This window comes from Peribacillus sp. NPDC097295, from assembly GCF_044761665.1.
Lineage (GTDB): Bacteria > Bacillota > Bacilli > Bacillales > DSM-1321 > Peribacillus.
The window spans coordinates 46,809-61,677 of record NZ_JBIWCW010000011.1 but is presented as its reverse complement, the minus strand read 5'-3'; the positions used below and the strand labels follow the sequence as shown (position 1 = coordinate 61,677).

Sequence of the window (14,869 nt, the reverse complement as noted above, 5' to 3'; positions counted from 1 at the left end):
AGGGTTATATATGAATAGTAAGTAATTGGAAGGGTGATAATGATGGAAGTGAGAAATCCTGATGAAACGAAGAGGGAACTTGAAATATTGTTTACTGAATCGGTCGGTCGTTTATTAAAGCCTCTGGAAGAGGAAATCATTGCAGACATCGTAGCCTATCCCGATGAAAAGAGAATTGCCTTCTTGGAATATATGAAGGAAATGTCCAATAAACAAAGACAGTTAAAGTGATTCTTTTCATTATTACCGAGAACCGTCAGCTGACGGTTCTTTAGTGTGTTCAATGAAAGCATAAAGAGATATACTTTTATATAGAAGAAGAAGGGAGCGTTCCATGTGAATCACGTTAATGAAAAAGAAATCGTTTCTTACATAAAAGAGTTAGTCTCCATTCCGAGTCCATCCGGTTATACAGAACAGGCCATTAAGTACACAGCAGCATTCATGGATAGCAAACAAGTACCTTATCAAATCACTAATAAGGGAGCGTTGCTTGCCACGTTAAAAGGGAAGGATGATAGCTGTCATCGTTTGCTGACAGCCCATGTGGATACCTTGGGAGCGATGGTTAAGGAAATTAAGCCGAATGGCCGTCTGAAGTTGACGATGATCGGCGGTTTCCGGTGGAATTCAGTAGAAGGTGAATATTGTAAAATCCATACTGCAGGTGGAGACGTCATCACAGGGACGATTTTGATCAATCAAACGTCCGTCCATGTGTACAAAAATGCTGGGGATGCCAAACGTGATGAAGAGACAATCGAAGTCCGGATCGATGCAGTAGTCAACTCAAAAGCGGAAACAGAAGCCGTTGGCATATCTGTTGGCGATTTTGTTTCATTTGAACCAAGGGTCGAGGAAACACAAACAGGTTTCTTGAAATCAAGGCATTTGGATGACAAAGCAAGTGTTGGCATTTTGCTTCATATCATTGAACTGATTCAAGCAGGGAAAATCGAGTTGGCATATACGACGCATTTCTTGATTTCAAACAATGAAGAAATCGGTTATGGTGGAAACTCCAATATTCCGGATAAAACGGTTGAATACTTAGCGGTCGATATGGGCGCGATCGGGGAAGGTCAAACCACGGATGAATACAGCGTATCCATTTGTGCTAAAGACTCATCCGGTCCGTACCATTATAAATTACGTCAGCATTTAGTTTCACTGGCAAAGGCCAACGATGTCGATTATCAGGTCGATATTTATCCGTATTATGGTTCCGATGCCTCCGCAGCAATCCGTGCAGGATTCGATGTGGTCCACGGCTTGATCGGACCAGGCATCGACGCCTCACACGCATTTGAGAGAACGCATCTCTCATCTTTGAAGCATACAGCCAATCTAATTGCTCATTATTTACAATCCGAGCTTGTATAACAAAAGGGAAACCCTCGCTCACGTAAAGTGAACGAGGGTTTTTGATATTTATCGGTCAAACAGAACAATATATCGGTCAAATCTGCTACTTTATCAGTCAAATCAACCAATATATCGGTCCAACTGAGGCGTATATCGGTCAATTAGAAAGTTATAAATCCATTTCTTGTGGTGGCTCACCATTATTGTTCATGAGGCGGATATTTTCAGGCTTGATTTGCAATAATACATAGTTTGGATCTTCTGGTCCCTTAAACCATTGTTCAAAGGATTTATTCCATAATTTTTGCTTTAAATCCGCAGAATCATTGATTTTGGAGGTTCCGGAAATTTCGATATAAGAATCTCCAAGACCTTCATTTTCATACCCTAACAAGATATGAACATGTGGGTTCTTTTCAATTTCATCTATTTTTTCTGTCTCCACGCTAGTTGGTGTATAAAAGGTTAATTCCTCGTTGAAGAATGTCATGTAGCGTGAATATGGTTTGTTATTTTCTACTGTTGATAGAACACCGATTTTACTTTCTTTGATCACATTCAATATTTTTTCTTTTAATTGATCTTGACTCATCTTCACCACTCCTTTTACTTTTATCATTATTACTCTTCCACTTCTGGAGATAAATTAAACAAATTTGTACAGTTTCAGGAATGTCTTGAATGAATGTCCATGAGTGGATTTCTGGATAAAATACCATACTGTTCTTTATGCGTTTTATGGAAAATCAAATTTATGTTTTTAATATCTATAGATGAAGGAGAGCATAAGGAATGATTTGTGGTGAATTACTCTCTGCAAGTATTTCAACCGTGGCAATGTTTCGACGAGCCTAAAAATACCTCAAATTAGAGGTCAATAGATCACTTATCTATTGTGAGACATTCGTCATCTTTTAGTCTTGTAATTTCACATTTTTCAAGGGATTCAAATTTCCTTAATCTATCTTCAATTGATTTACTTTTACTATCCTTGAACAAATCTTCTCTATCGTAATGAGGGAAAACAAGTTTGTCCGTTAATCCTAATGCTGAAAAATTCTTAGTATTTAGTGCATCCAATTGTGGTGTGAAAAAATGAACGACTTTAATGTTTGGACCAAGTAGAACAGCACCAGCACTTGCCCCTACAACAACCGTGTTTTTTGTAATTAACTGTCGTAGTATACTATCTGCTCCACTCTGTTTAGTATGAAATAATAAGTTAAATGGATTTCCACCATTGATGTATATAACATTCTTATGCTTAAGGCATTCTGGATTATCAAACTCTATGTCAATGAAATCAATGTTTTGAAACCCCATTTCTATAAAGTCTACATTCGCCTTCTGAGCAAACCTATTATTTTCCTTTTGTGGTGATGCAGTTGTAATAATGGCAACGTCCAGTTTATTGGTAGCATTGTTAAAGAGCTTTAAAAATTCCTCTTTAATGGCATCAGTGTAAAAACCGTTAGAGGTGAGTAACAATTTCAATGTAATCAACTCCATTTTTAATCTCTATTTTGCATTAGACATATCTTTATTCTAACAGGAAACATAGGAATCCATGAATTTCATCTGAAAACATCTTTCTCATTTTTAAAAAAACACCCCGCAGTATCGACTTTTAGAGCCTCTACTGCGGGGTGTCCTTTATATTGGTTTAGCTTTTTTTGATGGTACTTTCATTGACTGCAGGGACATTCGTCTTCTCATTGTTAAATACACGTTGAAGTACAATGGTCTGAACGACCATAAACAATCCACCTACTGACCAATAGAGCGGCAAAGCAGCAGGGGCGGAGAAAGAGATGAACAATATCATCGCGGGTGAGATGAAGCTCATCAATTTCATTTGTTTCTGCTGGTCTTCCGACATTTGCCTCATTGAAATGACAGATTGGAAATAATAGATGACCCCGGCAATGAGTGCCATGGCGATATTAGGCTCTCCAAGGCTGAACCAAAGGAAGTTATGGCTCGCGATTTCATGGGACCCTTGTATCGCATAGTAGACGCCCATTAATATCGGCATTTGAATCAAAAGTGGGAGGCAACCCATATTTAAAGGGTTCACACCATGTTTTTGATAAAGCTTCATCATTTCCTGTTGAAGTTCCTTCTGTTTGGCCGGATCTTTCGTCTCTTTCAGTTTCTGTTGAATGGCAGTCATTTCAGGTTTTAGTCCATTCATTTTCGTTTTCATGCTGCGCTGTGTTTTATATTGCTTGATATTCAGTGGTAACAAGATGAGACGAATAATGACTGTCATCATAATGATACTTAATCCATAATTCCCGTTGAAAAATTCCGCATTAAACTCAAGCAATGTATTCATTGGATTGACTATTACGGTGTGGAAAGGTCCGCTCGTGGCGGCTGAACAACCAGATAAAACGGTGATCATTAAAAATAGCGTTCCAATTAGTAGTGCATTCTTCTTCTTCAAAATATATTCCTCCTCAAATTGTTAATGATTAAACAATGAAAAGGAGGCTTGGCTCTTCGGAATCATCTGGAGAGTCTTTTTGGCGTATATAAGTGAAAAAGCGTCGTAATCCTTGCGAATGGAAAACGCTACCTGGATAAACAAGAGATTTACCAGGGTTTGAATGAACTGAAGCTTGATATTTATCATTTAAGAGTGTCTGATTTTTATTGATAAAGTAAAATGCCGCAAAGGGGAAGACAAAGGTCAACAAGTAGCCTGCCCATAGTGCATGGCGGATCGTTTGATAATCAAACTCTAATAATAACTCCCACATAGGAATCCCTCGTTTGTATTGGATAAGGATAGTTTCTGCTCACAAAGCATTCTAAATTCTGTAAGAACACTATACCAGATTAGAGATAGAGAAAGCGAAAAAATAATATAGTTTTTTTAAAAATATGAAAGATATTATTCTCAGGGAAGCAACTGATGTTTCAAATTCAATCCGATGTGGGCGAATCAGTCCATTTTTTCACATATGGTCATCAGTCTACATATGAATAAAAGGAAGTTTAATAACGAGGTGATATAGGGATGAATCCATACGATCCATTAAATTCTCAAAATTATTATGATTATCAGTTATACCCTAATCCATTTAACCAATATATGGGTGGAGATTTTCCGGTAAATCCAAATCAACTTGGAGATCCATTTCAAGGAGAGAGGCAGCCACCGCCACGTCCGCCTCAAGGCGGTCAACCACCAGGTCCCCCTCAAGGAGGGCCACCGCCGAGACCGCCCCAAGGCGGTCAGCCACCGAAACCACCTCAAGGAGGCCCGCCACCGCGTCCGCCTCAAGGAGGAGGTCCACCTTCCGCGCCACCTCCGTTATTTATTCCGCAACTTCTAAATGTAGGGTTTTTTGGAATTGAAGCAGGGGCAATGAGAAGGTGTTTATTTCAAAATACGTATGTATGGCTAAGGAATGGTCGATCATTTTGGTTCTATCCTACTTACGTCGGTCGTAATTCTGTGGCCGGTTACCGCTGGAGGCCCAACCAAAAACGATGGGCATATTATGGTACTGATGAAGATGAAATCCAATCTTTTCAATGCTATTAAAAAAACAATCCGATTTCTCGGATTGTTTAGACTGTAGACAAACTCGATGAAAAATGTGACGTTGATTTCCACTTCAGGCACTCGCTTTCCACGGGCGGTCGGGGAGCCCTCCTCGGCTTCGCCTGCGGTGTCTCCCCTAGACGCGCATGTCCCGCAGGAGTCTCGTACCTTCCGTTCCAATCAACTTTGCGTTATCATCAAGTAAAATTTATATATTGGCAAAAGAGTATGGTTTAGATTACTTTAAGGGACTTTTTAAAAAAACAGGCGATGCCTTTTGTCGACAAACTGAACAATCCGATTTCTCGGATTGTTTTTTTAGGCAATTTTGTCTCCTTATCAAAAAAAGTCGGGGAAATCAGAAATGATTCCATCCAATTCCATTTTCTTTAATGAGTGCATTTGTTTTTTATTGTTGACTGTCCAGGTAAATACTTTCATTCCATGACTTTGGATTCGTGCTTTAAGAGTCTGGGTTAACAAAGTTTGCTTTGGATTCGCAAAAGTTGCAAACTCCGATATTTCTTTCAGTTTTTGATTCGAAATTCGACGTTTTATCAGTACACCCACTGGAATGTTGGGCAAGAGATCATGAAAATTCTTCATGGATGTCATGTCAAAAGAATGAACCATGATCTTATTTTCACTCATTGAACCACTCGGCCTTTTTAGCAGTTCTTCTGCCAACTTTTTCTCAATACCGGGGTATAGAGAGGGATGTTTAATTTCTATCAATATTCCAACATCAATCGTTGAAAATGCTTCTAATACCTCGCTAAGTAAGGGAATTCTCTCATTTTTAAAATCAGGATGGAACCAACTGCCGGCATCCAGTTTCAGTAACTCGGCCGCTGTATAATCCTTTAGATTCCCCTTACCGTTCGTTGTCCTCTCCAGTGTGGGATCATGGTGAACCACAAGCACCCCATCTTTACTTAGATGGATATCCACCTCGAGGACATCAACACCCATCTCAATGGCTTTATGATAAGATGCCATCGTATTTTCAGGGCAATATCCTGATGCGCCGCGATGTCCAATTTTCAGAGGTGAATGATGCTCTGAGAGGATGGGGATAGGCTTTTTTCTTCTATTAAGAGAGATTACTATAATGACCAAAAAGATTATAAAGACTATTAGGGAAAGCTCTTTCAATGTGCACACTCCTTCATTAGATATACCGACATTAGTTATCTACCCCAATTTAAATGAATTAAAAGAACTTTGTCAAAGTAATCTAATATCGAAGTAGAAGTAATGAAGGTACCAATGAAAGAGTAGCGTGAAATGTTGAGTAGATGAATCAATTGAAAAAGAAATGGAACCAGCTTCAGCAGCTGGTTCCATGCCTTTTATTATACGATGATTGGCGTAACCTCTATATTCCCGCGGGTTGCTTTGGAATAAGGGCAGGTAGCGTGCGCTTTCTTTACAAATTGTTCTGCTTCTTCCTTGCTTAGTTCTGGTATGGAAACATCTAATCTAACAGCCAATTTAAAACCACCATCGGTTTCATCTTTCCCAATCGTGACATTGGCAGTAACTGATGTATCAACTTTCTTTTTTTCCTTACTTAGAACAAGGTTCAAAGCACTGTCAAAACAAGCGGCATATCCTGCGGCAAATAACTGTTCGGGGTTGGTTGCCTTTTCACCTGAGCCACCTAATTCCTTTGGTGACCTTACATCAAAATCTAGGATGCCGTCTTCTGATTTAACATGTCCTTCACGACCACCGTGTACGGTAACTGCAGTTGTATATAATGGTTTCAAAAAAACAACTCCTTTTGATTTAGTTAGTTTATAGTTTCCCTATATGAGATTTTTTAAACAAAAGATAGAGAGTTCGCTATGAATGAAAAATGGATAATATTTTAAATATATGTATTAATTTGGAATAATCTGTTTTATAATAACTGTATTAAGCAGCGTAGTACACCTAGGACAGTGAGGGGGCTGATAATGTTTGAGCTGGACGTACAAAGTAGAAGACCCATCTATGAACAATTAATGGAGAAATTCAAGGAGCTTATGATTAGTGAAGTACTACGAGAACATGATCAATTGCCTTCTGTTAGAATACTGGCTCAGGAACTGACCATTAATCCTAATACCATTCAAAAAGCATATAGGCAGCTTGAAACGGATGGGTACATTTATACAATACCTGGAAAAGGTAATTTTGTATTACCACAAAGAAATTCGAAAAATTCATTAAAAGAAGAAAAGATAAAGTCAGAGCTCACAAAGGTGCTTGCGGAAGCACTATATATTGGAATTGAAAAGAAGGAGATTTATAGGATAGTCGAAGAAACTAGTTTGTTAGCTAAGGGGGGAAATACATGATTGAAATAAAGCGGGTTAATAAGTTATATGATGGGAAAGAAGCAATCAAGGACATAACCCTATCCATCCAAAGAGGGTCTATTTTTGGATTATTGGGATCGAATGGGGCAGGAAAGACGACCCTTTTGAAAATGCTATCAGGTAATTTAATTCAGGATAGTGGAGAAATTCTTATTGATCAATCCCCGGTATTTGAAAACCGCGAAGTGAAAAATCGGTGTTTCTTCCTTCCTGATATGCCTTATTTCTTGGCTAATTATTCCGTCTTACAAATGGCAGGTTTTTATAGTCACGTATACAGTGACTGGAATCAAGAACGCTTTTGTCAATTGCAGGAAGTGTTTACGATTCCCTTTCAATATAAGATTCATAAACTCTCTAAGGGAATGCAGAGACAGGTTGCTTTTTGGCTGGCGCTTTCAACGATGCCGGAAGTGCTCATACTCGATGAACCCTTTGATGGGCTTGATCCGGTCATGCGTAAAAATGTGAAGCAGTTATTGATTCAGGATGTATCAGAACGAGAAATGACGATTTTAATTTCTTCCCACAACCTTCGGGAAATTGAAGATTTAGCCGATCATGTGGGGATATTGCATCAAGGGGAGCTGATCATTCAGAAGGATTTGGATGATTTAAAAGCGGATGTACATAAAGTTCAAATTGCCTTTAAAAATAATATTCCATATGGTATTTACCGTGGCATACACATCCTGAATAAGGAAAGGCGTGGCAGCGTCATCGTATGCATTGTAAAAGGAAAAGAATCAGATATTAAGGAGCATTTCAATCAATTTCAACCTGAAATATTCGATATGCTACCCCTTACTTTAGAAGAAATCTTCATTTATGAAATGGGGGATATAGGGTATGCCATCCAGAATAACATCATTTAATAGAGAACTGATATTTTATATTTTCAGAAGTTCCGGATGGATTGGTTTTCTTTATTTCATAGGTCTTATTTTTGCGCTGCCTTTGGAAATATTAACAATTATTCTTAATGATAATAGTGAATATATGAACTTTGTAAATCTATTTTCCAGTCAGCAGATGATTCAATTTGTCTTAGTCATTACCATTCCGGTGCTGCTTGCCATTTTTCTTTTTCGGTTCTTGCATGTAAAACAAGCTTCTGATTTTTTACATAGTTTACCAATTACGCGAAGAAGTATATATTTTCATATGATAGGGATGGGGATTGTTTTTATCATCCTACCCATTTTGCTTACAGGGTCAGTATTGGGTATATTCCACTCAGCATTAGATGTTGAAAAGCTATATAACCTTGCAGATATTGGATCCTGGATGGGAATTACCTTTTTGATGGAGGGAGTGATTTTTTCCGTAGCTGTTCTAATTGGAATGGTGACGGGGCTCTCATCCCTACAAGGATTACTTACCTATATAACTCTTGGGTTGCCAGCTGGATTATTTATCTTACTTATAGCGAATGCGAGATTTTTGTTGAAGGGTTTTTATTCCGAATATTACTTAAATGCCAAAATGAATAGTATTTCGCCTTTGCTGGCGGCTACGGAAATGGAAAAATTGCCTTTTTTCTCATTCCAAATATTGATCTATGCAATCGTCGTCTGCCTATTTCTATGGCTATCATTAATTCTTTATGAACGAAGAAAATTGGAGCATGTATCACAGGCTTTCGTTTTTCCTATGATTAAACCAATCTTTAAATATGGCTTGACGACATGCATGATGCTTTTTGCCGGATTTTATTTTAGTCAGTCTACAGGGAAAATGGAATGGGTATTAGTTGGTTATGTTGTTGGGTCCATGATTGGCTATTATTTAGGCGATCTCGTCTTACAAAAGACTTGGCGAATCAAGGTCTCTTTAAGAGGGTACGCAATTTTTGCGGTGGCTGTCATTACGGTTGTCATCATTCTGAAGTTGGATCCGGTATCTTTTGAATCAAAGGTGCCTGATAAAAACATGATTAACCATATATATATCGGGAACTATTCACCCTTGTATGATGGAGATGACGAAACGGAAAAGGAATCTTCCTTCCTAAAAGAAAAAGAAAATATCTCAGCCATTCGATTATTACATCAGCAAATACTAGAAAAGGGTAAAATGGAGAGCTTGGAAGAAACGAATCCCGAAAACTCCGTGTTCCTTATATACGAACTGGAGAATGGTAGGCGGTTAGCGAGAGAGTACCATTTGAAAAATTATGAAGCTTATTTACCGCTGTTAGCGAAAATCTATGAATCTAGCGAATATAAACATATGGTCAATGAGCTATTAAATGTACCTGTTGAGGAAGTTTATAAACTTAAAATCGATGCGATGGGAGAATTGGATAAATCTGTAACTATTGCAGATAGAAAACAGTCCCTGGAAGCAGTGCAAGCATTATCGGAAGACTTGAATAATCAGACGCTTGCTCAAATGACACAATACTGGGGAGAATATGCCTACATTGAAATTCTTCTTGAAAATAACAAGACCATCTATATGAATTGGAATTCTTCTTATCCAGCTTTCACAAATTGGATGGAAAAAACAGGACAAGCGGATGAGGCAAGACTAACGGTAGATGATATCTCTCATATTCTTGTAGCCAAGTCTGATTTGAAATTATCTAATTTAACCCAAGAAGAAATCGAAGTGGAAATAGAAAAGCAGCCAGTTCAAATGAGAATTGACGGGCCAGTTGAAATCGATTCGGTTATCGAAAACAGTAGAATAAATTACGGGGATGGCGATTATGTAGCTGTTATTTATTATAAGGATAGCCGGGATTTTGAGATAAGGTCTTTTTCTAGTCCCCATGTTCCCAGTTTCATTTCGGACTACTTTAAATGATTAAAAAGGGGGGGATTTTATGGAAGGGAAATTTAGTGAATCGGAAGGTTTTTCTTGGATTTATCATTCATTTTATAAGCGAATCTATTACATCGCATTATCGATTATCAAATGTCCCTATCTGGCAGAGGATATCACGCAGGAAACCTATTTAAAGGCCTATACTAAACTGGATACGATTAAGGATAACGGGAAAATGGGTCCATGGTTAGCATGCATTGCGACGAGAACGGCCATTGATTTTTCGCGTAAGCAAAAGCGGGGATGTCAAGTCCTCTACCAGGAGATGGTGGATTGGTTGGAAAGCAAGCCATGTCGCCAAAATGATGGGGAAAATCCAATGGATGTATGGATTTTAAAAGAAGATATCAACAATCTCTTATTTAAATTATCCCAGAAACAACGGGAAATATTGCTACTGAAAGTGAATGGCGGATTAAAAGAACGGGAAATCGCCACTGTTCTCGAGATTAAGCAAGCGACAGTTAAAATCAATTTGTATAGAGCCAGAAAGCAATTAAGGAATGAGTTATTCCTCAAAGGAATTGCATAGATAGAAAAAGGGATACTCTCCAATTCATGCAATTGGAGAGTATCCCTTTTAGTTTAATGTAGGGTTCTGCGATTCCTTCCTTCATCCATATCGGTGTGTGCGTAATTTATTCTTATTAATGGGAAAAGTAATGGTATGGGGGATTACACGGGGGGCTTCATAATATTTATTGCAGTCTCGATGGCTGGTTGGAAAGATGGTTCAACTCAGTAGTACTAAAATCAATGATGAGGGGAGTGGAAATGAGAATAGGCTTATTTAAGCTGAAGGCTGTTGCTGTCATAAGTTTTCATAGATGACACTTTGGGTATAAGAAAAAAAGAAAGGATGATTGAATATGAAAAAACTCCTGAAACGAGCTGTTATTTTTGCCGCTCCATTGATTTTTAAAGAAGTCAAGAAACGTTGGAAAAAAAAGCGTAATCAAAAAGCCATGAAGGCTTGTAAGATAAGTAACTATTAAGAACAAACAACCTTATAAGAACCAGGGGAGAAGGCGCTGATACAGCGTCTTTTTGTTTTTTATTGCCCCTTTCAATTCCTGGGTTCATTCACCCCTACATCTTTCGTTCATATCGTGTTAAAATAGTAAGGTTGATTGAAATGGATGCCGGGTAGCGAAGGTATAAGCCTTATGATATATTTTTCGTATATATATTTTGTAGGGTCAAGACTTTTACATAACTAAGAAAGGTTGACATTCCAATGTAAAAAAACCAATTAGGTTCTCTATAAATGCTAAGTGACAATTCCAATAATGAAAGGAACATATTATGCCTACTTTAAAAGATGAGGTCCATTCTAGACGGACCTTTGCGATAATCTCCCACCCGGATGCCGGGAAAACTACATTAACAGAGAAATTACTGCTGTTTGGTGGCGCGATTCGTGATGCCGGAACGGTAAAGGCTAGAAAAACAGGGAAATATGCGACAAGTGACTGGATGGAGATTGAAAAGCAACGGGGAATCTCCGTGACATCTTCGGTCATGCAATTTGATTATGATGATTTTCGCGTGAATATCCTGGATACACCAGGTCACCAAGATTTCAGTGAAGATACGTACCGTACACTGATGGCTGTCGACAGTGCCGTGATGATCATCGATTCGGCAAAAGGGATTGAAGACCAAACGGTTAAATTGTTCAAAGTGTGTCGGATGAGAGGCATTCCGATTTTTACTTTCATCAATAAAATGGACCGCCAAGGAAAAATGCCGCTTGAACTGCTTGCCGAACTTGAGGAAGTGCTAGGTATTGAAACATATCCAATGAACTGGCCAATCGGGATGGGGAAAGATTTCGTCGGGATTTACGATCGATTCAATAACCGCATCGAACAATTCAAGACGGAAGGTCCGGAACGTTACCTTACTTTGAATGACGAAGGTGAACTTGATGGAGACCATATACTGAAGGAATCACCGTTATATGAGCAAACATTAGAAGAAATCATGCTATTGACGGAAGCCGGAAACCAGTTCTCGGAAGAGAGAATTGCTAATGGTCAATTAAGTCCCGTATTTTTCGGTAGTGCCCTGACGGCATTCGGTGTACAAACATTTTTAGATGCTTATCTGCAGTTTGCACCTGAGCCACAAGCCCGTATGACTACTTCAGGTGAAGTGAATCCTGTTAGTGAAGAATTTTCCGGATTCATTTTCAAGATTCAAGCGAACATGAATCCGAAACACCGTGACCGGATTGCTTTCCTTCGTATCTGTTCAGGGAAATTTGAGCGGGGAATGAATGTGAACTTGAGTAGAACAGGTAAACCGATCAATCTTTCGTCTTCTACCCAATTCATGGCGGATGACCGGAACACGGTTAATGAAGCGGTAAGCGGAGATATTATTGGGCTGTACGATACTGGGAATTATCAAATTGGTGATACGATTACGACAAGTAAAGATATGTATCAATTTGAACGTTTACCTCAGTTTACCCCTGAGCTTTTCATGCGGGTAACGGCTAAAAACGTAATGAAGCAGAAACATTTTCATAAAGGCATTAACCAACTGGTCCAAGAAGGTGCCATTCAGCTATTCAAAACGGTTCGTATGGAAGAATATCTTCTTGGTGCCGTGGGTCAACTTCAATTTGAAGTATTCGAGCATCGGATGAGAAACGAATACAATGTCGAGGTCATGATGGAGCGTATGGGTAGCAAGATCACCCGTTGGGCAGAAGATGAAAAACTCGATGAAAACCTGCACAGTTCTAGAAGCATACTTGTTAAGGACCGTTATGATAAATATGCATTTTTGTTTGAAAATGAATTCGCACTACGTTGGTTCCAGGATAAGAACCCAGATGTGACATTATATAACCCAATGGATATGAAATAATGGTAAAGCCCGTGCGTTTTTTACACGGGCTTTTTTTTATAGCCCTGTTGGTACCTTAGAAATATTTATATGTAACCAATTCCTTTTGTTGAGTGAAAATAGTATGAATTAATCGTGGATTATCTAGTTTATTAAAGTCCATAGGACTTTTTTATTAGGTATAGAATAATATTCCTTTGACAATTTTCAGAAACTCATATATATTAAGCCTATTCTTTAGCGCTTAAAAGCGTTTAAGTGGAAGTGAATCTTAGCAGCAACTTGAAAGTGGGGAATCAGATCATGCGTCTGGAAGATGCCAAGCTAAAACTCTCATTGCCTGAGGCACTAGGTGTTTTGGCCGTTCTTTTATTGATTATCGCGACTGGAATTATACATTATGGTTTGGATCCGCATATCCCGATTATTGCGGCCATCCTTTTTTTATTTGTTTATGGGAAAATAAAGAAGCTACCTTTCTCAATCATGGAGTCGGCCATCGTTAAAGGGGCGGTCTCTGGCATGGGAGCCATCTACATTTTCTTTTTTATCGGCATGTTAATTTCAATCTGGATGGCGAGCGGGACCATCCCTACCATCATGTATTATGGATTTGACTGGATTTCTGGTCAATCCTTTTATGCTGTGACCTTTTTGGTGACTTCGCTGCTAGGGCTGTGCATAGGGAGCTCGCTCACCACTTCGGCAACAATAGGGGTGGCTTTCATCGGAATGGCGGCGGCAATGGATTTATCGTTAGCTATCACTGCGGGTGCCATTATTTCGGGCGCATTCCTAGGGGATAAAATGTCTCCGCTATCCGATACGACGAACCTTGCCTCTGAAACCGTCGGAGTAGCCTTATTTGAGCATATTAAAAATATGCTTTGGACAACCATTCCAGGGTTCGTCATCACGCTTGTTATCTTTTTCTTTCTTTCTCCTGACATTAAAATTGCCCGGATAGAGGAAATTGAAGTGATGAGCCGTATCTTGGAAAAGGAAACGAATATAAGTTTGTGGAGTTTGCTTCCCTTTGTAATTGTTTTAGGTCTGGCAATTAAAAAGATATCAGCGATTCCCACTTTAGCGGCAGGTATCGTTTCCGCAGCCATCATTGCACTTATACAAACGCCAGGGCTTTCCATTCCGAAACTAGCGGATATACTATTTAGCGGCTTCGTCCTTGATAGTGGAATGGAACAACTGGATTCCATTTTATCGCGGGGCGGCATTGAAAGCATGATGTTCTCCATTTCACTAGTGTTATTGGCATTGGCCATGGGTGGGCTATTATTTGAATTGGGTATTATCCCATCCATATTAAACAGCATTCAAGATTCGTTGACTAGTGTTTCAAAATTAATTTCAGCCACGGTTTTCACAGGAATCAGTGTTAACTTCCTTGTTGGAGAACAGTATCTATCGGTGTTGCTTCCGGGAAAGACGTTTCAGCAAAAGTATGATGATATGGGGTTACAGCCTAAAACGTTGGCACGGGTTCTCGAAGACTCGGGAACCGTTGTGAATCCACTAGTTCCCTGGGGAGTATGTGGGGTCTTTTTGACACAGGTATTAGGTGTTTCGACAATGGACTATGCACCATTTGCTTTCTTCTGTCTGCTCTGTCCATTGCTAAGTTTGATCAGTGGTTTTACAAAAATCGGGATTCATTATAATAAGTGAAAAAAGGGATATCTAATATTCTCCTAAAACAGAACAGGTGAAGAAAAACTATTTGTTTTTCTTCACCTGTTCTTCTTTTTTAGTATTTTTTCTGGAAAGTAATTTAGTTAAGTAATAATTCATCTTTTGATGCTATACGCCATTCATTTGCTACCAGCTTGTCAATGTAGTCATTGATATCAATGTCCTCCATTTCTATGTCCAG

16 protein-coding genes are annotated in these 14,869 nt (G+C 38.8%); 9 read left to right on the top strand and 7 right to left on the bottom strand.

Annotated elements, in window-relative coordinates:
- The first annotated feature begins 39 nt into the window (after positions 1-39).
- Both ACIQXN_RS16295 and ACIQXN_RS16290 read left to right on the top strand, forming a co-directional pair.
- Entirely contained in the window at positions 40-231 is a 192-nt protein-coding gene (locus tag ACIQXN_RS16295; protein ID WP_402968747.1) for a hypothetical protein, read from the top strand.
- Between the two features lie 105 nt (positions 232-336).
- Positions 337-1,383 carry a M42 family metallopeptidase gene (locus tag ACIQXN_RS16290; RefSeq protein ID WP_402968744.1) on the top strand — a complete coding sequence of 349 codons (1,047 nt, stop codon included), beginning with the start codon at positions 337-339 and terminating at the stop codon, positions 1,381-1,383.
- Positions 1,384-1,534: 151 nt separating this feature from the next.
- Here the strand turns inward: ACIQXN_RS16290 and ACIQXN_RS16285 are convergent, their stop codons facing one another.
- The 7 genes from ACIQXN_RS16285 to ACIQXN_RS16255 form a co-directional block, all read right to left on the bottom strand.
- Positions 1,535-1,957 carry a pyridoxamine 5'-phosphate oxidase family protein gene (locus tag ACIQXN_RS16285; protein WP_402968741.1) on the bottom strand — a complete coding sequence of 141 codons (423 nt, stop codon included), beginning with the start codon at positions 1,955-1,957 and terminating at the stop codon, positions 1,535-1,537.
- Positions 1,958-2,247: 290 nt separating this feature from the next.
- The gene (locus ACIQXN_RS16280) at positions 2,248-2,859 is read right to left on the bottom strand and encodes a Type 1 glutamine amidotransferase-like domain-containing protein (protein ID WP_402968738.1); all 612 of its coding nucleotides are present in this window, start codon (positions 2,857-2,859) and stop codon (positions 2,248-2,250) included.
- A 169-nt stretch (positions 2,860-3,028) separates the two neighbouring features.
- Positions 3,029-3,814 carry a membrane protein insertase YidC gene (gene yidC / locus ACIQXN_RS16275; protein ID WP_402968735.1) on the bottom strand — a complete coding sequence of 262 codons (786 nt, stop codon included), beginning with the start codon at positions 3,812-3,814 and terminating at the stop codon, positions 3,029-3,031.
- A 28-nt stretch (positions 3,815-3,842) separates the two neighbouring features.
- Positions 3,843-4,130 (bottom strand): hypothetical protein, encoded by a 288-nt coding sequence (locus tag ACIQXN_RS16270; RefSeq protein WP_402968732.1) that lies wholly within the window; start codon positions 4,128-4,130, stop codon positions 3,843-3,845.
- Between the two features lie 324 nt (positions 4,131-4,454).
- Positions 4,455-4,586, bottom strand: coding sequence for a hypothetical protein (locus tag ACIQXN_RS16265; protein ID WP_402968730.1), 132 nt, complete (start codon positions 4,584-4,586; stop codon positions 4,455-4,457).
- Between the two features lie 674 nt (positions 4,587-5,260).
- Positions 5,261-6,076: a glycerophosphodiester phosphodiesterase gene (locus ACIQXN_RS16260; protein ID WP_402968727.1), complete on the bottom strand. Its 816-nt coding sequence runs from the start codon at positions 6,074-6,076 to the stop codon at positions 5,261-5,263.
- Between the two features lie 200 nt (positions 6,077-6,276).
- Positions 6,277-6,693, bottom strand: coding sequence for an organic hydroperoxide resistance protein (locus ACIQXN_RS16255; protein ID WP_402968724.1), 417 nt, complete (start codon positions 6,691-6,693; stop codon positions 6,277-6,279).
- Between the two features lie 189 nt (positions 6,694-6,882).
- Here ACIQXN_RS16255 and ACIQXN_RS16250 point away from each other — a divergent pair, with 189 nt between their 5' ends.
- The 7 genes from ACIQXN_RS16250 to nhaC all read left to right on the top strand — a co-directional run bounded on the left by ACIQXN_RS16250 (position 6,883) and on the right by nhaC (position 14,664).
- Positions 6,883-7,266, top strand: a complete 384-nt coding sequence (locus tag ACIQXN_RS16250) for a GntR family transcriptional regulator (protein WP_402968721.1) — start codon at positions 6,883-6,885, stop codon at positions 7,264-7,266.
- The gene (locus tag ACIQXN_RS16245) at positions 7,263-8,162 is read left to right on the top strand and encodes an ABC transporter ATP-binding protein (RefSeq protein WP_402968718.1); all 900 of its coding nucleotides are present in this window, start codon (positions 7,263-7,265) and stop codon (positions 8,160-8,162) included. The genes ACIQXN_RS16250 and ACIQXN_RS16245 overlap by 4 nt, the downstream gene beginning before the upstream one ends.
- Entirely contained in the window at positions 8,137-10,098 is a 1,962-nt protein-coding gene (locus ACIQXN_RS16240; RefSeq protein WP_402968715.1) for a DUF6449 domain-containing protein, read from the top strand. Before ACIQXN_RS16245 ends, ACIQXN_RS16240 begins: the two co-directional genes overlap by 26 nt.
- A gap of 19 nt (positions 10,099-10,117) precedes the next feature.
- Complete coding sequence (locus tag ACIQXN_RS16235; RefSeq protein ID WP_402968712.1) at positions 10,118-10,651, top strand: RNA polymerase sigma factor; 534 nt, start codon at positions 10,118-10,120, stop codon at positions 10,649-10,651.
- A 337-nt stretch (positions 10,652-10,988) separates the two neighbouring features.
- On the top strand, positions 10,989-11,114 hold the full coding sequence (locus ACIQXN_RS16230) for a hypothetical protein (protein WP_402968709.1): 126 nt from the start codon (positions 10,989-10,991) through the stop codon (positions 11,112-11,114).
- 310 nt (positions 11,115-11,424) lie between these two features.
- Entirely contained in the window at positions 11,425-12,999 is a 1,575-nt protein-coding gene (locus ACIQXN_RS16225; RefSeq protein WP_402968706.1) for a peptide chain release factor 3, read from the top strand.
- Between the two features lie 282 nt (positions 13,000-13,281).
- The gene (gene nhaC / locus ACIQXN_RS16220; protein ID WP_402968703.1) at positions 13,282-14,664 is read left to right on the top strand and encodes a Na+/H+ antiporter NhaC; all 1,383 of its coding nucleotides are present in this window, start codon (positions 13,282-13,284) and stop codon (positions 14,662-14,664) included.
- The last annotated feature ends 205 nt before the right edge of the window (positions 14,665-14,869 follow it).

What these genes read in the sequence shown, in the direction of transcription:
- ACIQXN_RS16270 (WP_402968732.1), bottom strand. Translation starts at nt 4,130, where the DNA reads ATGTGGGAGTTATTATTAGAGTTTGATTATCAAACGATCCGCCATGCA.
- nhaC (WP_402968703.1), top strand. Translation starts at nt 13,282, where the DNA reads ATGCGTCTGGAAGATGCCAAGCTAAAACTCTCATTGCCTGAGGCACTA.
- ACIQXN_RS16285 (WP_402968741.1), bottom strand. Translation starts at nt 1,957, where the DNA reads ATGAGTCAAGATCAATTAAAAGAAAAAATATTGAATGTGATCAAAGAA.
- ACIQXN_RS16230 (WP_402968709.1), top strand. Translation starts at nt 10,989, where the DNA reads ATGAAAAAACTCCTGAAACGAGCTGTTATTTTTGCCGCTCCATTGATT.
- ACIQXN_RS16250 (WP_402968721.1), top strand. Translation starts at nt 6,883, where the DNA reads ATGTTTGAGCTGGACGTACAAAGTAGAAGACCCATCTATGAACAATTA.
- ACIQXN_RS16240 (WP_402968715.1), top strand. Translation starts at nt 8,137, where the DNA reads ATGCCATCCAGAATAACATCATTTAATAGAGAACTGATATTTTATATT.
- ACIQXN_RS16235 (WP_402968712.1), top strand. Translation starts at nt 10,118, where the DNA reads ATGGAAGGGAAATTTAGTGAATCGGAAGGTTTTTCTTGGATTTATCAT.
- ACIQXN_RS16295 (WP_402968747.1), top strand. Translation starts at nt 40, where the DNA reads ATGATGGAAGTGAGAAATCCTGATGAAACGAAGAGGGAACTTGAAATA.
- ACIQXN_RS16245 (WP_402968718.1), top strand. Translation starts at nt 7,263, where the DNA reads ATGATTGAAATAAAGCGGGTTAATAAGTTATATGATGGGAAAGAAGCA.
- ACIQXN_RS16225 (WP_402968706.1), top strand. Translation starts at nt 11,425, where the DNA reads ATGCCTACTTTAAAAGATGAGGTCCATTCTAGACGGACCTTTGCGATA.